The following is a 20,158-nucleotide window of genomic DNA, read 5'->3' as shown; positions in this document are numbered from 1 at the left end:
GGATGGGCAAAGCGAATCGAAAGAATTCGTGGAGAAAACACAAACAGAGCCGGGACCACCCGGCCGCTACCGGCTACCCCGGCGCAAGATCGGGGAGCCATCCTGGAAGAAGATGACAGTTAAGAAACCAAAGGTATAGCCCATGGCACTTATCAGCTTGCGCCAGCTGCTGGATCACGCCGCCGAACACAGCTACGGCGTGCCGGCATTCAACGTCAACAACCTGGAACAGATGCGCGCGATCATGGAGGCGGCGCAGCAGACCGATTCCCCGGTGATCGTGCAGGCCTCCGCCGGCGCGCGCAAATACGCCGGCGCGCCCTTCCTGCGCCACCTGATCCTGGCCGCGATCGAGGAGTTCCCGGAAATCCCGGTGGTGATGCACCAGGACCACGGCACCAGCCCCGGCGTCTGCCAGCGCTCCATCCAGTTGGGCTTCAGTTCCGTGATGATGGACGGCTCCCTGGGGGAGGATGGCAAGACCCCGGCCTCCTACGAGTACAACGTCGACGTCACCCGCCGCGCGGTGGAAATGGCCCACGCCTGCGGCGTCTCGGTCGAGGGCGAGCTGGGTTGCCTGGGCTCCCTGGAAACCGGCGAGGCCGGCGAGGAAGACGGCGTGGGAGCCGAGGGCAAACTCTCCCGCGAGCAATTGCTCACCGACCCGGAAGAGGCCGCCGACTTCGTCAAGAAAACCCAGGTGGACGCCCTGGCCATTGCTTGCGGCACCAGCCACGGCGCCTACAAGTTCACCCGCCCACCCACCGGCGATATCCTCGCCATCGACCGCATCAAGGAAATCCACGCGCGCATTCCGGACACCCACCTGGTGATGCACGGTTCCTCCTCCGTACCGCAGGAGTGGCTGAAAGTGATCAACGAGTACGGCGGCAATATCCCGGAAACCTACGGCGTGCCGGTGGAACAGATCTGCGAGGGCATCCGCCACGGCGTGCGCAAGGTGAATGTCGACACCGACCTGCGCCTGGCCTCCACCGGCGCCACTCGCCGCTTCCTGGCCCAGAACCCGGCGGAGTTTGACCCGCGCAAATTCCTCAAGGTACAGATGCAGGCCATGAAGGAAATCTGCGTGGCCCGCTACGAAGCCTTCGGCACCGCCGGCAACGCCAGCAAGATCCGCCCGGTGAACCTGGAAAAGATGTACCAGCGCTACGAGGCCGGGGAGCTGGAGCCGCAGGTAAAATAGTCTCTCGGCTCCCTCCTCCCCTCTCCCTAACCCTCTCCCCAGGGAGAGGGGACTGGTACGGGGCTTAGAAGGCTCAATGGATCGGTTCGCCCCAAATGCTTCCGACATAGCTCCCCTCTCCCACCGGGAGAGGGGCCGGGGGAGAGGGCGTCCTCCGCAGCCCCATACCCAGAACCACTCCCCACCACCACCAATAAAAATGCAGTACCATTGAACCAATGGACCTACTGCAAGATATCACCACCGTCGAACACAGCCCGGTACTGAAAAGACCGGACTATTCGGCCCTGCGCGAACAACTGCCGGCGCTGGATTTCAGCGGCGCCGACGAGGGCCCGCTGCTGCCGGCCCTGCAGGAATACCGCAACTACTACGACCTGCAGTTTCCGCTGGCCGGCAAAACCGGCGTGGGCACTTTTACCGCGGCCGGTTTCGAACTGGTGGCCCAGTACTGGCTGGTGGACAACCCCCGCGGCACCCTGTTTATCTGCCACGGCTACTTCGACCACACCGGCATCTACGGCGCGGCCGTGCGCTTCGGGCTGGAGCGCGATCTCAACGTTGTGATCTTCGATTTCCCCGGCCACGGCCTGTCCAGCGGCGAGCCGGTGGCCATCGACACCTTCCTGCAGTATCGCCAGGTGCTCGACGCCCTTCTGCAGATTGCCCGCGACAAACTCCCCGGCCCCTGGCACGCGCTCGGCCAGAGCACCGGCGGCGCGGCGCTGCTGGCCTACCTGCAGTACAGCTGCTGGCAGCCGTTCGAGAAGGTATTCCTGCTGGCGCCGCTGATCCGCCCGGCGCGCTGGCATATCCGCAAGTGGATGTTCTACCTGGGCCGCTTTTTCCTGCTGGCGCCGAGCCGCGGCTTCAACATCAACACCCACGACGCCGAGTTCGCCCGCCGCCAGGCCCACCGGGATCCGCTGCAGTCACCGGTGATGTCCATGCGCTGGCTGGGGGCCATGGTGGACTGGCTCAAGACCTTCCCCAAAACCGCGAAAAACCCCAAGCCGATCCTGATGGTTCAGGGAACGGGAGACGAGACGGTTTCCTGGCGCTACAACATGCGCGCCATCCGCGACCGCTTCCCCAACAGCAGACGCGTGATCGTGCGCGGCGCGCGGCACCAGATGATCAACGAGACGCAGCCGTACCGGCACCAGATTTTGAAGGCGTTGGATGACTGGTTGAATGCTTAGGCTTGGGCGGCGTTTCCGGCAGCCCTCTCCCGGAGGGAGAAGGAATTGGTACGGGGCTTAGCCCCTACGGCTTCCAGCATAGCTCCCCTCTCCCACCGGGAGAGGGGCCGGGGGAGAGGGCGACGGCGGCGCCCCCAAAACTCAAACCACCGCCTTCCTCTGCAACCGCATCTTCCGCCGCTGCGCCAGCGCATCCACCGAGTAGATCGCCAGCGCCACCCAGACAAAACCGAAGGTCACCAGCTTGCCCTCGCCAAACGGCTCGCCGAACAGGAAGGTGGCGATCAGCAGCATCAGGGTCGGCGCCAGGTACTGGAGAAAGCCGACCGTGGACAGGTTCAGCCGGCGGGCGGCGATATTGAACAGCAGCAGCGGCGTCAGGGTGATGGGGCCGGTGAGCAACAGCAGGCCGTTCAGTTGCCAGCTGTTGTTGAACAGATTGCTGCTGGGGCTGGCGCTCCACAGCAGGAAGCCCAGGGCCAGCGGCAACATGTACAGGGTCTCGATCGCCAGGCCGGTGAGGCTCTCCACCGGTGCGCGCTTGCGCACCAGGCCGTAGAGGCCGAAGGAGCAGGCCAGAAACAATGACACTACCGGCACCCGCCCGAACTGCCACAGCTCGTGGCCGATGCCCACCGCCGCCAGGCCCACCGCGATCCACTGCAATCGCCGCAGCCGCTCGCCCAGCACCACCACACCCAGCAGCACATTGATCAGCGGGTTGATGTAGTAGCCGAGGCTCGCATCCAGCAAGTGCTCGTTGGTGATCGACCAGATGAAAATCAGCCAGTTGCTGCCGATCAGCAGTGTCGACAGCGCCAGGGTGCGCATCTTGCCGGCGTCGCGCAGGGTGGCGGTGAAATCGGGGAACTTGCCGATCAGCAGCAGTAATCCCAAAGCCAGGGCGAGAGACCAGATACTGCGGTGGGCGAGGATTTCCGGCGCGGAAATTTCGTCCAGCAGTTTGAAATACAGCGGCGCCAATCCCCAGAAGAGAAAAGCGGAAACGCCAGCTAGCAGGCCGGCAGCGGCGGATTCGTTTCGATGTTGCACAGTGACTCGCAGGGCGGGAGGGCCAATGCGGACCGGTGGCCCGCTGTCGTGTGCGGCGAATTCTAAGGGGAAATTACAGGAAAGTCAGGTGTAATTGACTCGTCATACCGGCGAAGGCCGGTATCCAGTTCGGGGTCTCTGGATTCCGGTGCCGGATCAGGTCCGGCACGACGTCCCTTCGCCGGCATGACGATTACGATCGGGTGGCCGCGGGCCCGCCCTGGCAGGATCAGAACAACACGCGGCAGCGCAGCGTGCCCGGTACATTCTTCAGCTTTTCCAGCGCCAGGTCCGAGTACTCCGCATCCACGTCGATCACCACATAGCCGACGAGCTCGTTGGTCTGCAGGAACTGCGCGGAGATATTGATGCCGTTCTCCGAGAACACCTGGTTGATGGCGCTGAGGACGCCGGGAATATTCTGGTGGATATGCAGCAGCCGGTGCGCGCCGGCGTGGCCCGGCAGTGCCACCTCGGGGAAGTTCACCGAGCTGGTGGTAGTGCCGTTGTCGGAGTAGAGGGCCAGCTTGTCGGACACCTCCACGCCGATATTCTCCTGCGCCTCTACGGTGGAGCCGCCGATATGCGGTGTCAGCAGGGCGTTGTCCAGTCCGCGCAGTGGCGATACGAACTCGTCTTCGTTGCCGCGCGGCTCCACCGGGAAGACATCGATGGCGGTGCCCGCCAGGTTGCCGTTCTTCAGCGCTTCCGCCAGCGCCTCGATATCCACCACGGTGCCGCGGGAGGCGTTCAGCAGGATGGCGCCGGGCTTCATCCGCGCGATCTGGTCCGGGCCCATCATCATACGGGTGGACGGGGTTTCCGGTACGTGCAGGGAGACCACGTCGGCCTGTTCCAGCAGTTCGTCCAGGGAGCCCACCTGGCTGGCGTTGCCCAGCGGCAGCTTGGTGATCACGTCGAAAAAGATCACGCGCATGCCCAGGGATTCCGCCAGCACGGAAACCTGCGAACCGATGGCGCCATAGCCGACGATACCCAGGGTCTTGCCGCGGGCCTCATAGGAGCCCTTGGCGGTTTTCTGCCAGCCGCCGCGGTGGCAGACGGTGTTCTTTTCCGGAATGCCGCGCAGGGCAAAGATGGTCTCGGCGATGATCAGTTCCGCCACGCTGCGGGTGTTGGAATAGGGCGCGTTGAACACGGCGATGCCGAGCTCGGTGGCCGCCTTCAGGTCCACCTGGTTGGTGCCGATACAGAAGCAGCCGATGGCAATGAGCTTGGGCGCGTTCTCCAGCACCTTGCGGGTCAACTGGGTGCGCGAGCGGATGCCGACAAAGTGGGCCCGGGAGATTTTCTCGATCAGTTCCTCTTCCGGCAGGGAGGTCTTCAGGTGCTCCACATTGGTATAGCCGCGGGAGGCGAGCAGATCGACGGCGGTCTGGTGGACGCCTTCCAGCAGCAGGATGCGGATCTTGTCTTTTTGCAGGGACTGTTTTTGCTTGGGATCGGGCGGGGCCATAAACTATCTCTTCACTGAGTACTAGCGTGATTCACTTGCGGGGAACACCGGGAACCCGGCGAAGGCGCGATCATATCACAAGCGGCCTGTGGCGCTTTATTCGAAATGTCTATCCTAAGTATCTAAAACAGTTATGTACCGACACCAGTTCACCTGCGGCACCGCCACCGGGTTGGCGCCCGGCAAGATCGTCTGCGTCGGCCGAAACTACGCCGCCCACGCCGCCGAAATGAACAGCCCGGTGCCGGATGAACCTCTGTTATTTATCAAACCCGCCACCGCCGCGGTAGCCATGGTCGAGCCGCTGCACCTGCCGCCGAACCGGGGCAGTTGCCACTTCGAGGGCGAGCTGGCGCTGCTGATCGGCGAGACGCTCACCGGCGCCAACGCCGCGGACGTGCCGCCCGCCATCGCCGGCCTGGGCCTGGCGCTGGACCTGACCCTGCGCGACCTGCAGAAACAACTGAAAAAGAACGGTCACCCCTGGGAGACGGCCAAGGGGTTCGACGGCGCCTGCCCGCTGTCGCCGTTCGTGAAACTGGACTGGACACCGGACTGGGACGGCCTCACCTACACCCTGTGGCTGAACGGCGAAGTGCGCCAGCGCGGCAAGACCGGACATATGCTCACGCCGATCCTCGACCTGGTGGCCTATATCAGCAGCCATTTCACCCTGCAGCCCGGCGACGTGGTGCTCACCGGCACGCCCGCCGGTGTGGGCGAGCTGCTGCACGGCGATCGCCTGGTCATGCAACTGGAGGACGACTGGTTGCGGGTGGAGACCACCGTGGCCTGAGCGGTGTCGTCATGCCGGACCTGATCCGGCATCCAGCGAAATGACCTCGGGGGTGTGTCCAACACTGGATCCCGGATCAAGTCCGGGATGACCACCCGGAGTTTCTGATTGTATCGTCATGCCGGACTTGATCCGGCATCCAGCGGAATGGCCCCGGGGCCTCGGGATGGCATAGGCAGTCCATATTGCCGCTACCATCTCCCGGCACTATGATGCCGCCGGCCCCACCGGGCCGCCAACGCGAGCCGCGTCCAAAAGGCGCGCCGGCGCAGATTGACCAGATACAGGGAACCGCGATGACCGACCTCAATCCCACCACCACCATTCGTATCCTCACCACCGGTGGCACCATCGAAAAGAGTTACTGCGAGGCCGAGGGCACCCTCAAGAATCGCGCCTCCATCATCCGCGACGGCCTGATCGCCGCCCTGCGCCTGCCCTATACGCGCCTGGAGCTGGAGAGCGTGCTGAACAAGGACTCGCTGGAGATGGACGACGGCGACCGCCGGCAGATCGCCGATGCCATCGCCCGCACCGCCGAACAGGGCGAGCCCATCGTGGTGCTGCACGGCACCGACACCATGTCCGATACCGCCGACTACTGTTTCGGCAAACTGGGCACCCCGGCGGTGCCGGTGGTCTTTACCGGCGCGATGAAGCCCATGGGCTTTATCGACTCGGACGCGCGCCAGAACGTGATCGAGGCCCTGCTGGCCGCGCGCCTGATGCCGCCGGGTTTCTACATCGCCTTCCACAATCGCGTCCTCCCGATTCCCGGGGCGCGCAAGAATCGCGAGACGGGCACTTTCGAGGCCGTGGCCGCGAAGCCGTAGAGTGCGCCGTGCGCACCGGAAAATGGCTCGAGACCGGGACGATGCCCGGCCGGTGCGCACGGCGCACCCTGCGTCTACCCTTTCCAGGTCTGCCGCGGCGCTAACCTTGTGTGTCCCATGGCCGATTCTGATACCCTTTGATTTGTGATCACATTTTCGGTATAAACCGAATAATTATTCAATTTTTATTCCAATACCAATCCCCAGTACCAGTAGAGGTGTGCCATGTCGGAACAGACCAAGACCCCACAGAGCCTGCAGGAGTGGCAGGAACTGGCCGCCACCCTCGAGATCGAGGGCCGCGCCTTTATCAACGGCGAATATGTGGATGCCCTCGAGGGCAAAACCCGCCCCTCCGTCAATCCGGCGGACGGCAAGGAGCTGGCGCAGGTGGCCAACTGCGGGCCGGAGGATGCCGAGCGGGCGGTCAAGGTCGCGCGCGAGACCTTCGAGTCCGGCGTCTGGTCGAAGATGCCGCCCACGGCGCGCAAGAAGATCATGGTGCGCTTCGCCGAGCTGATCGAGGAGAACAAGAACGAAGTCGCGCTGCTGGAAAGTCTCGACGCCGGCAAGCCCATCGGCGACTGCATGAACGTGGACGTGCCCGGCGCCGCCACCACCATCGGCTGGAGCGGCGAGGCGGTGGACAAGATCTACGACGAAGTCGCCCCCACCGGCCCGGACGACCTGGCGCTGATCCAGCGCATGCCGCTGGGGGTGGTGGCCGCCATCGTGCCCTGGAACTTCCCGCTGTCCACCACCGCCTGGAAACTGGGCCCGGCGCTGGCCACCGGCAACAGTGTGATCCTCAAGCCCGCCTCCAACACGCCGCTGACCGCACTGAAGCTGGCCGGCCTGGCGAAAGAGGCCGGCCTGCCGGACGGCGTGCTCAACGTGTTGCCGGGGCCGGGTTCCAGTTTGGGCAAGGCCCTGGGCCTGCACATGGATATCGATTGCCTGACCTTCACCGGTTCCACCGAGGTGGGCAAGACCCTGACCGAGTACTCCGGCCAGTCCAACCTCAAGCGCACCTTCCTGGAGCTGGGCGGCAAGAGCCCCAATATCGTCTTCGCCGACGCGGACCTGGACAAGGCCGCCGAGGCCGCGGCGCTGGCGGTCTTCTACAACCAGGGCGAGACCTGCACCGCCGGCACCCGCCTGCTGGTGGAAAAGGGCATTGCCGCGGAATTTGTCGAGAAGGTGAAGAAGGCCGCCCAGGTCTTCAAGCCCGGCCACCCGCAGGATCCCTCCACCCGCATGGGGGCGCTGATCGACCAGAGCCAGTTCGACACCGTCGAGTTCTATGTGGCCAAGGGCCTGGAACAGGGCGCGCAACTGGTCTGCGGCGGGCAGCCGGCGGATGCGGTGGCCGGCGGTCACTACTACGAGCCCACCATTTTCAGCGGTGTCACCGGTGACATGACCATCTCCCGCGAGGAGATTTTCGGCCCGGTGCTGTCGGTGCTCGAGTTCGAGAGCGAAGAGGAAGCGGTGCAGATTGCCAACGACTCCATCTACGGCCTCGCCGCCGGTGTCTGGAGCAAGGATATCGGCCGCGCCCACCGCGTGGCCCGCGATATGCGCGCCGGCTCCGTGTGGATCAACAACTACTTCGGCGGCGATATCACCGTGCCCTTCGGCGGCTTCAAGCAGTCCGGCAACGGCCGCGACAAATCGCTGCATGCGCTGGACAAATACTCCGAGCTGAAATCCACCTGGATCGATATCAGCTGAACCGCTGCGGGCGCCCGCCGCCCACAGCGCGACCGGTGCCGCAAAGGCACCGGAATCCGGGCCGCAATCGCGACCCTTTTTTTATCCGGGTGCGCGACATCCTTGCCAATACCTCCCGGTCAATGGCGCCTGTTTCCGTTCTCGTCTATACCTAAATCAATCCCTGCGATTGAAAGACCCCGACGACAGACTGCTCCACCGGCGGGCCCCCGGACCCGCCATTTTTGCAACAGACTGACGGGAGTGCGGTAATGAATCCCCATCACTATTTCCTCGGAGCCCTGCTGTTGATCGCCGCCGGCAGCACCAGCGCCAATGCGGCCGCGCCCGTGGAGGCCGATTTCACCATCCGCGAGATCGAATTGTTTCCCGGCCTGCCCGGCGCCGCTGCAAACCACTGGCTCGAGTTGACGGTGGAATCCGGTGAAAACGTAAAAGCCGGCCAGCGGCTGGCGGTACAGAAAAACGCGGCCGGAGAGGTGGTGCAGGAGTATACCGCCGGCTCCGATGGCGAAGTCGTGATAACCGCGCGGCCTTCCCCGGGCGCGCCCGGGGATACGATTCTGGAAATTCATACCGGTGCGCAGGGGCGCCTCTGAGAGGGCCGGAACTGCCAGCTTGTCGATCATTAATCCGCTTGCGCGGGCGATCAGTGCTGATAGTCTGGGGGTCACACAAGTGGCCCTTTTTTATTGTCGATGAAACTGATTTTTACCCACGAAAACCGCCTGCTGGTGGAACTGGCGAAGAGCAAGCTGGAAGTCGCCGGCATTCCCGTATTCCTGAAAAACGAATTCGCCCAGGGCGGCTCCGGGGACCTGGCGCCGCACCAGACCTGGCTGGAACTGTGGCTGGAGCGCGAGCGGGATTTTGAGCGGGCCCGCCAACTGCTGCGGGACGATGGCGACGGTCAGAGCGCCTGGCGCTGCGGGGAGTGTGGTGAGGAAAACGGGGCGGCTTTCGATTACTGCTGGAATTGCCAGTGTCCCCGCCCGGCCCATTCCTAACCCGGATACTTCACCAGGATCGCGATGATCGGTGATATTCTGTTCCCGTGGAGACATGTCAAAAAGTTTATAGAAAACATAGAGTTAAGCTGAGTATAAAGCGGCCTGGTGAAATACCCGGGCCAGGAGCCTGAATAATGCAGTTTCTGATCAATATCGATGTCGACGACCTGGACCGCGCCATCGATTTCTATCGCGACGCCTTCAATCTGCACGTGGGGCGCCGTTTCGGCACCGACGGCGTCGAGATGCTGGGCGGCAATGCGCCCGTCTACCTGCTGGTGAAAGAGCCGGGCACACGAGTGGCGGAACCGCTGGCGCAGAAGCGCCGCTACGAGCGCCACTGGACACCGCTGCACCTGGATATGGTGGTGGACGATGTGGAGGCCGCGGTGGAAAGGGCCGTCGCCGCCGGCGCGACACTGGAGTCGGAAATCCGCGTCAACAAATGGGGCGCTATTGCCGGCCTCTCCGATCCCTTCGGTCACGGCTTCTGCCTGCTGGAGTTCCGCGGCCGCGGCTACGACGAACTCTGTCTCTGACCCGCCCCCGTCGATGGACAATCAGCCCGCTACCGCTATCCGGCCATCGCGCCCGGGCCGAACCAATTGCAGCGCAGGATGGTCCAAGAGTCTGTTGTGGAAGCGCGACGGGTCGCACAGACGGGCGGCGCCGTACCGGGCAGGATAAACACATCTTTCCGGGCCGCTTCGCCACCCGCCAAACACGCTCATTCAGACCGAGGCTGCCAGATATGCACCAATCCATCATCGCCGCCGGACTCGCTGTGCTGCTGCTTCTGCCGACTGCGGGCGCGGCGGCCAAGCCCAACAAGGAGCTGCCACCCGGCCTGCAGAAAAAAGTCGAGCGTGGCGGTGAACTGCCTCCGGGCTGGAGGAAGAAACTGGAGGTCGGCACTATCCTCGGGCATGAGATCTACCGCCACGGCGTGGTGGTGAAGCCGGTCGACAGGCAGGGTGTGGTCACCATCAGTATCGAGGGGGAAATCATCCGCCTGATACACAACACCCGTGAGATTGTGGAAATTCTCAGCCATTGACCGACTCAGCGGCTGCACTTTCCTGCTGGGCCGGTTCGGGGTCGACACAGCCGCTGCCACCGCACCTCGACTATTCCGAATCTTCCCGCTCTTTCCAGTTCTTTTTGACCATCCCGCCGTTGAGAAACGGCAGAACCGTGCGCGCCAGCAGCGGATCGAAGAAAATATCATAGTGGGTCTTGCCCGGCAGGACGGCGAGGCGGTTGATGGGCATGTTCTCCCGCTGCCAGCCGGCATCCCCGAGGCCGCCGCCCAGCAGTTGATAGAAATCCACCATATGCTCGGGGCGGAACATGTCACTGTCGCCATAGACCAGCATGACCGGCATATTCAGCGCTTTGACTTCATCCCGCCAATTGTATGGCTTGCGCATCAGATCTCCCATGCGGTCCAGCAACTCCGGAAACTTCTCCGGCCTGGGAGCGAGTTTCCGGTAGGTCCGGTACATGGGCGTGTCCTCCATGGCTCCGGCCATCTCTGCACTTATCTGTTCCTGTTGGGGAATCATTTCCGGGTAGAAGCCGTCGCGTGAGAAACCGGTGGAAACCAGCGCCAGGCGCTTTACCCGTTCGGGGTGCTGGATGGCGAAGCGCAGGGCCACGCCGCCGCCCATGGAATAGCCCACGACGTCCACCTCGGGCTGGTCCAGCTGCTCGAGGATTGCGGCCATGTCATCGGCCATATCCCGGTAGCGGATGGGCCTGTCTCCCAATGCCGTGCGGCCGTGGCCCTGCAACTCCACGGCGATGACCCGGCGTTGCTCCGCCAGTTCGGCGAGTACCGGACCGAACATATCAATCGCCCCCAGGCCGCCGTGTAGCAATAGCAGCGGCTCGCCCTCACCGTGGATCTGGTAGTAATAGTCGATACCGTTGGCGTTGACACGGCCGCTCTTGTCCGGTTCCGATGCCTGTCGGGTCTCGTCGCTGTCCGTATCTGCATGGACAAGCCCGGTCACCAGCAGCACCGCGATCGCGAGGGCGGGCAACAGAAACCGTTCGGCGAACCGTGCGCGTGGACAATGGGTAAGCATTGTTTCTTTCTCCTGCAAAAGTGGATTTTTGGCCTGGGCCGTATCGGCAAACTAACCTGGCGCCTATCCCCTGGTCGTGCGGCGGGTTCACAGATCGACAGTGGCAGCCTGGAAAGGGTGGCGCCCCGTGAAAAGTTCGACGTCGCGCTGCCATCCCTACCATTGGTCGCGGCTTGTCGCCCACGCTATAAAGCCTGTATGCCCGCTACACGGCCGTCAGGAGTCGACTTATGAGTGTGCAGCGCCACGGGCTGTCCGTCGGTATGGAGCGCACCAACGGGGAGTTTTTTCTCTCTGTGCGGGTGTGCGGCAAACTGACCCACCGGGATTACCGGGCCATGGTGCCGATCCTGGAGTCTGCAATCGCCGGTGTGGACAATCCCAGGATCAATGTCTTCTTCGATGCCACCGAGCTGGACGGCTGGGAGGCGCGCGCCGCCTGGGACGATCTCAAGCTGGGGCTCAAGCACGGCCGCCAGTTCAACCGTGTGGCCCTGGTGGGCAATCGCCGTTGGCAGGAGCTCTCCACCAGGGTGGGCTCCTGGTTTATCGGCGGCGAGGCGCGTTTCTTCGAGGATCAGGCGGAGGCCATGGCCTGGCTGGAGGAAGCAGCATAGAATAGTCCGCGTTTATTGCCTGATAACCTCCAATAACACTTCGCGGAAAAAGGAATTCTCACATGTTCGAATGGGTGGCCAACCCGGAAGCCTGGGTGGCGCTGGCGACACTGGCAGCGCTGGAAATCGTCCTGGGTATCGACAACATCATCTTTATCTCCATCCTCGTCGGCCGCTTGCCGGAAAAGCAGCGCGAACCCGCGCGTTTTATCGGCCTGACCCTGGCGATGGTCACGCGCCTGGCGTTGCTGTTCTCCATTGTCTGGATCATGGGACTGGTGGAACCCTGGTTTACCGTCTTCGGTATGGAGGTTTCGGGTCGCGATATCATCCTGGTGGGCGGCGGCCTCTTCCTGCTGGCCAAGGCCACCCACGAGATTCACAATAGCCTGGAGGGCACCAGTGGCGACGGAACCTCGGCTGCCGCCGCCGGTTTCGGCATGGTGCTGGTGCAGATCGCCATTCTGGATATCGTCTTCTCGCTGGACTCGGTGATCACCGCCGTGGGCCTGGTGGACGAGATTTCCATTATGGCCGTGGCCATCGTGCTGGCGGTGATCGTGATGCTGGTGGCCGCCAAACCCATCGGCGATTTCGTCGACCGCCACCCCACGGTAAAGATGCTCGCGCTGAGTTTCCTGATCATGGTGGGGCTGACGCTGATCGTGGAAGGTTTCGACGTGCATGTGCCCAAGGGCTATATCTACTTCGCGATGGCTTTCTCCGTGGCGGTGGAAATGCTCAACCTGCGGTTGCGCAGCAAGCGCCAGAAGAAGACAGCGCCGGTGGAGTTGCACAAACCCTACGAGGAGAAAAGCGGCGGCTGAGGCATAAGGGGCCGCTTAACCCACCGGATCCTTCCGCCGCCCTCTCCCCCGGCCCCTCTCCCGGCGGGAGAGGGGAGCAATGCCGGAAGTACCTCGGGGCGGGTCAACCCACCGGGCTTTCCCAAGACCCATACCAGTCCCCTCTCCCACTGGGAGAGGGTTAGAGCCTGCCCCGGACTTGATCCGGGGGAGAGGGGCGTGGCGTGGGTTGGAGTGAGCCCCGCGAACCCCAACAAGACTCGCCCCCACCCTACGGCTGTGGGAGCCCGGCTCCCAACTCATCGACCACTATATCGATCACCCGCTCATCCAGCGGCACCCACCGATGCAGCGCCACCGGCACCTCGTAAGCCGCCCCCAACGGCAGGCGCGAGCTGGTATGCGGCAGGATGGTAATGTCGTAGCGAGTCCAGATGGAGACGGGATCGGTCGGCGCCAGGCTGTGGACGCCATCGTTCAACTTTTTCAGAAACCCGCTGCCAGTGCGCAACTGTCGCCCGCCGCTGTACGGCAGCAGGCCGGCCCAGAGGCTGCCGTAGTGGGGGCTGGAGAGAGAGACGAATTTGTGCACCCGATCGAGCCCGCCCCGCGCCTGCAGGTAGTGCCTGGCCACGATGCCACCCATGCTGAAGCCCACCAGCGCGCAGGTGCTGTCCTTGTCGACGAGCGCGTCCAACTGGCTCTTGAGCTGATAGGACAGGAACTCCATGCCGTACCAGCCGGAGTTGTATTTCAGGTGCAGGTAGTGGGCGTGAAAACCCGCCGCGTCCAGGGCGCGTTGCATCCGGTGCATCGACCAGCCGCGGTCGAAGATACCGGGAATCAACAGGGCGACGCGGCTTGGCGTTTTCATCGGCTCGGACCACCTCCGTCGTTTACTGCCGTCTATTTGTAATACACGGCCAGCCAGACAGTGGTTTCCCCCGGATCTGTCCAGCTCACCCTGTGCTTTGTGCGGGCGGGAATATCGATAAAATCGCCGGCGCCGAGCTCGACTTCGCGCCCGTCCTCAAAGAGTAGTCTGGCTGCACCCCGCAACACCATCACCCACTCGCCCTCGTCCTGGTCGTACCAGCCGCGCTCCGGCGAGCTGTGGCCCCTGGAGACGATGCGCTCGATTCTCACCGAGTCGCGGCGCACGATATCCTCGAAGACCTCCGCACTGAGATCCTTGGGCAATGACGCAAAAATATTGTTCACGACTTCTTTCCTGTTCCCCTGTGCTCTTCGAACGTAGGATCCTGCATAGAACCGTCGTCCGGAAAACGTAGGATGGGCAAAGCGGAGCGTGCCCATCATTCTCCCATCTCTCAAAACGCTTCCATTCTCAGATTGCGCCTGAGCCTTTGCGAAATAAAATCCGCCCCCATCGTCATGCCGGCACTGACGCCAATCAATATCAACGCCACATCAAAACGCAGAAACTGGAAGGCCGAATCGATATAGAAGCCCAGCGTCGGAATCCCCAGTATCCCCAGCATCGCCGTCTCGCGAATAATGATCTCCCAGCGATAGAAACAGTAGGCCAGAAATCGCTGGTAGAGCGTGGGCACATAATGATAAGCGAAACGGCCGAGCGGCCCGGTCGGTATCGCCGGCGGTTCGATCTCGTCGCTGTGCCGCCCCAGCAGGTGGCCGATAATGGCGCCGTTGTGCAGCGTCAGCGCGATGATCGCCGGCAGCATCGACGGCCCCAGTATAATCAGGCCGACAAAATTCAGCAGGTACTCGGGCAGCGAGCGCAGTACCAGCAGAAAACCGTCGCCGGTCCGGCGCGCCATCCCCGAGACAAAGTGCGACGAATTCAGCGTGGACGCCAGTAGCGCGAAGAGCCCCGTCAGCACCAATGCAATCTGCGCCAGCAGTGCGGTATTCCAGGCACCTGAGGCGACCTGCTCCCCCAGCCACGCCAGCCAGCGCCCGGTTTTTTCCAGCGGCCAGTCGTGGCGCAGCGGCGCCGGGATACAGTCACGCAGGAACTGGGCGAGGTTGGCGGCGCTCCAGTTCGCCGAAATGGGCCGGACGATAAAGGCCGCGGGCACCAGCAGCCACAGAAGCCCGGCACGGAACCAGAAACGCAGCGAGTAGACCAGCGCCAGCAACGTGAACAGCAGCGCGCTGGCCGCGCCGTAGTCGCCGGTGCGCAGCGCCGTCTCCAGGTGGAAGCCCAGCGTCGGCAGGCCGATAAATCCCAGCACCACCGAGGAGCGGATGGCGCACTCCATTCTGTAGGCGGTGTAGTGGCGCATCGCGTACAGCGCCAGTGGCAGGCGGGTGTAGAAGAAATGGCTGACGCTCTGCCGATCGCCCGACTGTACCGCCCGCGCCGGCGCCGGATCGATTTCTTCCAGCTGTTCGCCGTAGACCTTCGCCAGGGTGCCGGAAAACGGCAACAGGATCGCCAGCACCCCGGCCAGGGTGGAAATGCCGAATACCTGGATAAAGATCAGCGCCCAGAACACCTCGTGCACCGAGCGCAGCGCGGCGGCCAGGATGCGCACCCAGGCGCGCCGGTAGAAAACCGCCAGTACAAAGCCCAGCGCCGCCGCCAGTACCACCCCCTGCAGCGAAAACGTCAGGGTAGTGATCACCGCATCCAGCCACTGCTGCGGGTCGTCGATGCGCGGCGTCACCAGCCCCGTGGCCATACGCCAGAGCTCGTGGCCGGGGCTGCGGGTGGTGATGTCGATATCCGCAAACGCCAGGCAGGCGGCGGCGATGGCGGCGAACCAGAAGGTGAGTTTTCGCAGGCTGCGCGCCTGCCCCCAAAAGCCCGTCACCGGTACAGGCGCTCGATAGTGTCGGGATCGAGTTGATCGACGGGGCTGTCGAACAGCACCCGCTGATCCCCGAGCCCGATCACCCGGTTGCAGACTTCCAGCGCCAGGCTCGCATTGTGCATGGCGATCACCGAAGTGCCGTGGCGCCGGGACAGTAGGTCGAGAATGTCCCGGCCCTGGCGTCTATCCAGCGCCGACACTGGCTCGTCCGCCAGCAGTACCGGCTTGCGCTGGTAGAGGGCGCGGGCAATGGCCACCCGCTGCTTTTGGCCGCCGGAGAGCTCCTCCGCCTTGGTCCACAGCAGCTCGCGGATACCCAGCGGCTGCGCCAGGGTGGCGATTTCCTCCCGGAAGCGGGGAGACGGCAGCAGCAGGTTTTTCAGGTTCGCAAACCCCGAATGGCGCTCCAGCGCGCCGGCAAAGATATTGTGGAAAACCTTCAACTGCGGCACCAGCGCGGCCTGCTGCGGGCACCAGCTGGCGCTGTCCGCCAGCCCGTCGCGGAGATGCCGCAACAGGGTGCTCTTGCCGGCGCCGCTCCTGCCCAGCAGCGCCACGCGATCGCCCTCCCGGAGCGTCAGTTCATCGACTGCCAGTGCCAGCCTGTCCGGCTGGTTTTTCCTGTCGCTCGGGTAGGCCAGGCGGCAGTCGCGCAGTTCCAGCAGCACCGCCATCAAAAATCGCTCAGCAGGCCGATGGACTCCGCGGTCTGCTGGATGGCCCGGTAGTCGTCGTTGTCCGCTGGCACAAACTTCGATCGGGGGAAGCTGTCGAGAATCGCCCTGTCGTCGATCGCCAGCAGCGCCGCCGTCAGCTTTTTCTTGAAGCCGTCGCCGAACTGCGCGTCGATATCACCGCGCACCGTCCACTGGTAGTCCGCGTACTCCGGCGTGGTCCAGATCACCGACACCTGGTCCGTATCCACCTCGCCACTGGCCACGGCCTTGTCCCAGACCGCATAGTTGACCGCGCCCACCTCGAAAGCCCCGGACTGCACCAGCGCGATGGTGCGGCTGTGGTCGCCGCTGAAACCCACGCGGGAAAATACCTCGCCCGGCGATTCACCGAAAGTCTCGCGAATATGGAACTCCGGCATCAGCCGCCCGGAAGTGGACCCCTTGGAACCAAAGGTAAAGGTGCGCCCGGCCACGGCCTGCGGCAGCGTATCCGCCGGCTCGATACCGGTGCTGCCGTGGGCGATAAAGTAGCTCTTGAAAAACTGGTCCTCGTAACCCTGTGCAATGGCCTCGGACCCCGGCACCGCCCGCCGCGCCTGCACACCGGACAGGCCGCCGAACCAGGCCAGTTGCACCTGGTTGTTGCGAAAGGCGGTGATGGCGGCCGGGTAACTCTTCACCGGAATATAGCGCACCTCGACCCCCAGCTCGCCGGACAGATAGTCCGCCACCTGCTGGAAACGCCGCACCAGCTCGGCCTCGTTCTGGTCGGGAATGGCGGTAAAGGTAAACTGCGGGCGCTGAGTGTCCGCGGCATGGCCGCCAAAGGACACCAACAGGGCCAGTAATGCGGTTAAATAGCGCATCGGAAAGGTCCTTTGGGTGGAAGTGGGTTGTGCGGTGCTTTTTATCGCAAGCAGGTGGAGTTTACAACTTGTCGCCGGTGTGCGGATCCCGGGTCACGGCCTTTCCAGGGGCTGGTCGCGGGAATCGGGTTCGCCGATGGATTTCTTCGACAGATGTATCGCTATTACCGTACCGCCGGCAACTGTGAAATTGACGGCCAGGATACACCAGAGCTGATAACTACCGGCCCGTATCTCAGGCAGAGCAATCATGACATTGTAAGTAGCCAGGGTGAGTACCGCTATACCGATTCCGGTAAAAGTCACGAATCGCCTCGCGAATACACAGGCCAGAAATGCCGCCAGGCTGTAGGCGAGCGTATTACTGAGCAGGTCGATAAAAAGAACGGTATTGTTGCTGTAGCCGCTCTGTGCAAAGAGTCCGGAAATCAGTGGCGAGACAATGATGTAGGTGGAAAGGTTGAAACAAAGGTAGCCGAGCAGAATGGCTAGGCAGGCTTTGAATAGGTCGACAGCTTTTGTTGCGCTAGGGTCGTTCATTTTTTCTGGATCGCCGTGACTTCTCTAGTTGCTGTTGTTCAGAATCCTTTAACAACGGGCGAGCCCTATTCGTTCCTCACGATCGTCATTCCGGTACCGGATCAAGTCCGGCATGACAAAGCGTTCCGGAATACAGGCTGGCGGCGGCACCTCCGCTGGATTCCGGATCGTTTCGGTGCAGCGAACCGTTTGCGAATTTCCCGTACGACAGGCCAGGTTGCCGCCTGCTTTACACCACTCACTTTATTGTGCCGCCCTATGAAGGAGGTTCCTGAAATACCGGAGTTCTCATTGAGAACCGGTTTTCGAGGCAACCTGATACCCAGGCGATAAAGAAAACTTCCTTGAGATATCATCTACGCCATCCTGGATGCCAACTTTTTGATATAGATCCGCCAGAATTTCAATGGCCCGATCTACCTCCTTCTCAAACTCATTAACAGAGTGTATCAAAGGATGACCTTTAAGCGAGTTATCCAGGTACTCGACCGCAACATGGATTCGATCTATAGCTTCCAGAATATGTCCATCGTAAAGTACATAGGTTTCGTCGTTCTCAGTCATGATTTGCCCGGTTTCTTGCAGTAGGTTTGCTCAATGGATATATTAGTCGTCTCAAGATCCTTTTAATCAAAGAATGCCTTTCGGATCTTTCTCTATTATTTGACGGCGAAATCTGCATAAGTGTATGCACTTCAAAGTTGAATGAGTGTGCTGAATAGTTACCCATTTTCAAGCATTAGTTTTAACTCAGGCAAAACCAAGAAGCTCGCACCAAGTAACATAAGAATTGATGCAAATAAAAGATATCTATTTGCCGCCTTTTTTCATCATTTGCGTAAGAGGAGTATGTTCCATCCTGCAGCGTATTAATTGTAACCCCATAGACTTTGGTAGAATCATCTTGAAGTGTCGTTATTAAGGGTCTCATAATTGTATTAACAGTTGTCCAGATTCCTTTAACAACGGGCGAGTCCTGTATTCGTTCCATGCGATCGTCATTCCGGACTTGTTCCGGAATCCAGGCCGACGGGGCACTTCCGCTGGATCCCGGATCGTTTTGTCATGCCGGACTTGATCCGGTACCGGGATGACGGTCCGGAGGGTGGATTTTGGTCAAAACAATTTTGAGACGACTAATAACACCTCAATTATTTTACTAGTCTTAAGGGGTAGACTACTAAACTCATCGCGGTTTGTCGCCTGCTGGCGCCTGGACGGAGCGACATTCTCTAGCGAGTACTCACCCGTCTTGCTCACCTCCGGAATACTGCTGGGCGCCATTATTTTCTGCTTCATTCGGCGTGAATATATCGAGCAGAGTAAAGCCGGCGAAGGGGAGCAGGCGTAGGGGGATGGGCACGTCGCTCTTGGATAGGCCTGCTTCTAACCGCTATGGTTGGTAATAGGTTTCCATTGCGCTGCACTCCCAGTCCTTCCCTGATTGCTGTTTGGCCAGCGATTGAAGGTTTGGATAGACCTCTGCTGGCGGTAATTGGCTCAGGTGCTCGTAGCTGATGTATATCTCTGGCAGCTCATTTTTAATTGCAGTGTCGATAGCTAAAGCTGTATCTAAAGGGGATAATTCACTATCATTTGTGAATTTCTGGTAGATTTTGCAGAGCGTTTCATAATCACCCAAGCTGTCGCTATCAGACTCTCCACAAGAGACGATTATCAGCGCCGCAAAAAGTATAACGTAAAATTTAGCTAATGGTTTGAACACGTTCATTTTTGGACCTATTATTGCGATAGCTAGGTTAGGGTTATAGATTGGCGTTGCTCATGGATTAGCCACGCTTTCCTTGTGTTTTGCGTTCTAAACGGATCCACCAGGAAGTAGGATAGAACGTGCGTGGCTACAGTCTTGCCATTATTATTTGATTTCCCGATCTCTTCTACCTGCCATATCTCATCGCCTCCGCGAGCGAGGATTCTCTGGCTGAAATTGCCAATACTTAGTGCGGTTGTCCCAATAGTGAAGAACAACCCCGCTATACTCGATGCCGTTCCAACAACTATACTGGAGGCGGCGCTAAGCACAGGGTAATTGGAACCGCCCAGCAGTGCGGTATTTAAACGGTGGGTAAAATTATCCTCTACCACTTGTGGCAAGGTGATAACTTTTTGCCGGGCGTGCCGACCCTCTTTTTGTGCTATGGACCTTGGGTCGTGCGTCAAGTGGTACTCCCAGTGCATATTTGCCACCTGCTTTGGCTTTATAAGAAGTACAGGATCTCGCCCCTGGGACTGCAGGTACAAACGGATGCCGCGCAAATCTCCCAGAATTCTCTTTCCGGAATCTGGTCTCAGTTCCTCAAGCTGGTTGATAGATATGGGCATTTTAAGAATTTCCTTATTAATAAATTTCCATTAAAAAATGCACTGAGTGGCGGAGCAGAGTATATAGGGATAATGCAATAGTCAATTCATTCCGCAGGGAGTGGAT

The 20,158-nt window shown here is 61.1% G+C and carries 23 protein-coding genes; 11 read left to right on the top strand and 12 right to left on the bottom strand.

The features are described from left to right. Positions 1 to 142: 142 nt before the first annotated feature. A complete protein-coding gene (gene fba / locus OQE62_RS12525) occupies positions 143 to 1,207 on the top strand; it encodes a class II fructose-bisphosphate aldolase (protein ID WP_265722385.1) in 1,065 nt (354 codons plus the stop codon). A gap of 218 nt (positions 1,208 to 1,425) precedes the next feature. Further along, on the top strand, positions 1,426 to 2,409 hold the full coding sequence (locus OQE62_RS12520) for an alpha/beta hydrolase (RefSeq protein WP_265722384.1): 984 nt from the start codon (positions 1,426 to 1,428) through the stop codon (positions 2,407 to 2,409). A gap of 141 nt (positions 2,410 to 2,550) precedes the next feature. Here the strand turns inward: OQE62_RS12520 and rarD are convergent, their stop codons facing one another. After that, complete coding sequence (rarD, locus tag OQE62_RS12515; protein ID WP_265722383.1) at positions 2,551 to 3,462, bottom strand: EamA family transporter RarD; 912 nt, start codon at positions 3,460 to 3,462, stop codon at positions 2,551 to 2,553. A gap of 229 nt (positions 3,463 to 3,691) precedes the next feature. Next, complete coding sequence (serA, locus tag OQE62_RS12510) at positions 3,692 to 4,939, bottom strand: phosphoglycerate dehydrogenase (RefSeq protein ID WP_265722382.1); 1,248 nt, start codon at positions 4,937 to 4,939, stop codon at positions 3,692 to 3,694. Positions 4,940 to 5,072: 133 nt separating this feature from the next. Here serA and OQE62_RS12505 point away from each other — a divergent pair, with 133 nt between their 5' ends. The 7 genes from OQE62_RS12505 (at position 5,073) to OQE62_RS12475 (ending at position 10,369) form a co-directional block, all read left to right on the top strand. Next, positions 5,073 to 5,735, top strand: a complete 663-nt coding sequence (locus OQE62_RS12505; RefSeq protein ID WP_265722381.1) for a fumarylacetoacetate hydrolase family protein — start codon at positions 5,073 to 5,075, stop codon at positions 5,733 to 5,735. Positions 5,736 to 6,031: 296 nt separating this feature from the next. Then, positions 6,032 to 6,568 carry an asparaginase gene (locus OQE62_RS12500; RefSeq protein WP_265722380.1) on the top strand — a complete coding sequence of 179 codons (537 nt, stop codon included), beginning with the start codon at positions 6,032 to 6,034 and terminating at the stop codon, positions 6,566 to 6,568. Between the two features lie 225 nt (positions 6,569 to 6,793). Next, on the top strand, positions 6,794 to 8,302 hold the full coding sequence (locus tag OQE62_RS12495) for an aldehyde dehydrogenase (RefSeq protein ID WP_265722379.1): 1,509 nt from the start codon (positions 6,794 to 6,796) through the stop codon (positions 8,300 to 8,302). Between the two features lie 251 nt (positions 8,303 to 8,553). Further along, positions 8,554 to 8,901 carry a hypothetical protein gene (locus tag OQE62_RS12490; RefSeq protein ID WP_265722378.1) on the top strand — a complete coding sequence of 116 codons (348 nt, stop codon included), beginning with the start codon at positions 8,554 to 8,556 and terminating at the stop codon, positions 8,899 to 8,901. A 99-nt stretch (positions 8,902 to 9,000) separates the two neighbouring features. After that, complete coding sequence (locus OQE62_RS12485; protein ID WP_265722406.1) at positions 9,001 to 9,309, top strand: putative signal transducing protein; 309 nt, start codon at positions 9,001 to 9,003, stop codon at positions 9,307 to 9,309. Positions 9,310 to 9,446: 137 nt separating this feature from the next. Then, on the top strand, positions 9,447 to 9,851 hold the full coding sequence (locus OQE62_RS12480; RefSeq protein ID WP_265722377.1) for a VOC family protein: 405 nt from the start codon (positions 9,447 to 9,449) through the stop codon (positions 9,849 to 9,851). Between the two features lie 212 nt (positions 9,852 to 10,063). Further along, positions 10,064 to 10,369, top strand: a complete 306-nt coding sequence (locus OQE62_RS12475) for a hypothetical protein (RefSeq protein ID WP_265722376.1) — start codon at positions 10,064 to 10,066, stop codon at positions 10,367 to 10,369. 70 nt (positions 10,370 to 10,439) lie between these two features. Here OQE62_RS12475 and OQE62_RS12470 read toward each other — a convergent pair whose 3' ends face one another. Further along, positions 10,440 to 11,402 (bottom strand): alpha/beta fold hydrolase, encoded by a 963-nt coding sequence (locus OQE62_RS12470; protein WP_265722375.1) that lies wholly within the window; start codon positions 11,400 to 11,402, stop codon positions 10,440 to 10,442. A gap of 230 nt (positions 11,403 to 11,632) precedes the next feature. On the opposite strand from OQE62_RS12470, the gene OQE62_RS12465 reads away from it, so the two are divergent. Both OQE62_RS12465 and OQE62_RS12460 read left to right on the top strand, forming a co-directional pair. Beyond that, positions 11,633 to 12,019, top strand: a complete 387-nt coding sequence (locus tag OQE62_RS12465; RefSeq protein ID WP_265722374.1) for a SpoIIAA family protein — start codon at positions 11,633 to 11,635, stop codon at positions 12,017 to 12,019. Positions 12,020 to 12,081: 62 nt separating this feature from the next. After that, positions 12,082 to 12,846, top strand: a complete 765-nt coding sequence (locus OQE62_RS12460) for a TerC family protein (RefSeq protein WP_265722373.1) — start codon at positions 12,082 to 12,084, stop codon at positions 12,844 to 12,846. 250 nt (positions 12,847 to 13,096) lie between these two features. Here the strand turns inward: OQE62_RS12460 and OQE62_RS12455 are convergent, their stop codons facing one another. The 9 genes from OQE62_RS12455 to OQE62_RS12415 form a co-directional block, all read right to left on the bottom strand. Continuing rightward, on the bottom strand, positions 13,097 to 13,699 hold the full coding sequence (locus OQE62_RS12455) for an esterase/lipase family protein (protein WP_265722372.1): 603 nt from the start codon (positions 13,697 to 13,699) through the stop codon (positions 13,097 to 13,099). A gap of 32 nt (positions 13,700 to 13,731) precedes the next feature. Further along, the gene (locus tag OQE62_RS12450) at positions 13,732 to 14,046 is read right to left on the bottom strand and encodes a cupin domain-containing protein (protein WP_265722371.1); all 315 of its coding nucleotides are present in this window, start codon (positions 14,044 to 14,046) and stop codon (positions 13,732 to 13,734) included. A 110-nt stretch (positions 14,047 to 14,156) separates the two neighbouring features. After that, positions 14,157 to 15,626 carry a PhnE/PtxC family ABC transporter permease gene (locus OQE62_RS12445; protein WP_265722370.1) on the bottom strand — a complete coding sequence of 490 codons (1,470 nt, stop codon included), beginning with the start codon at positions 15,624 to 15,626 and terminating at the stop codon, positions 14,157 to 14,159. Further along, positions 15,623 to 16,300 (bottom strand): ATP-binding cassette domain-containing protein, encoded by a 678-nt coding sequence (locus tag OQE62_RS12440; protein WP_265722369.1) that lies wholly within the window; start codon positions 16,298 to 16,300, stop codon positions 15,623 to 15,625. The genes OQE62_RS12445 and OQE62_RS12440 overlap by 4 nt, the downstream gene beginning before the upstream one ends. Further along, complete coding sequence (locus OQE62_RS12435) at positions 16,300 to 17,169, bottom strand: putative selenate ABC transporter substrate-binding protein (RefSeq protein ID WP_265722368.1); 870 nt, start codon at positions 17,167 to 17,169, stop codon at positions 16,300 to 16,302. Before OQE62_RS12435 ends, OQE62_RS12440 begins: the two co-directional genes overlap by 1 nt. Positions 17,170 to 17,262: 93 nt before the next feature. Beyond that, positions 17,263 to 17,709, bottom strand: coding sequence for a hypothetical protein (locus tag OQE62_RS12430; RefSeq protein ID WP_265722367.1), 447 nt, complete (start codon positions 17,707 to 17,709; stop codon positions 17,263 to 17,265). A 288-nt stretch (positions 17,710 to 17,997) separates the two neighbouring features. After that, entirely contained in the window at positions 17,998 to 18,273 is a 276-nt protein-coding gene (locus tag OQE62_RS12425) for a hypothetical protein (RefSeq protein WP_265722366.1), read from the bottom strand. Between the two features lie 829 nt (positions 18,274 to 19,102). Further along, entirely contained in the window at positions 19,103 to 19,441 is a 339-nt protein-coding gene (locus OQE62_RS12420; RefSeq protein ID WP_265722365.1) for a hypothetical protein, read from the bottom strand. 23 nt (positions 19,442 to 19,464) lie between these two features. Next, positions 19,465 to 20,052: a hypothetical protein gene (locus tag OQE62_RS12415; RefSeq protein ID WP_265722364.1), complete on the bottom strand. Its 588-nt coding sequence runs from the start codon at positions 20,050 to 20,052 to the stop codon at positions 19,465 to 19,467. Positions 20,053 to 20,158: the final 106 nt, after the last annotated feature.

This window comes from Microbulbifer halophilus, from assembly GCF_026183675.1.
GTDB lineage: Bacteria > Pseudomonadota > Gammaproteobacteria > Pseudomonadales > Cellvibrionaceae > Microbulbifer > Microbulbifer halophilus.
This window is presented reverse-complemented; position numbering and strand designations above follow the sequence as displayed.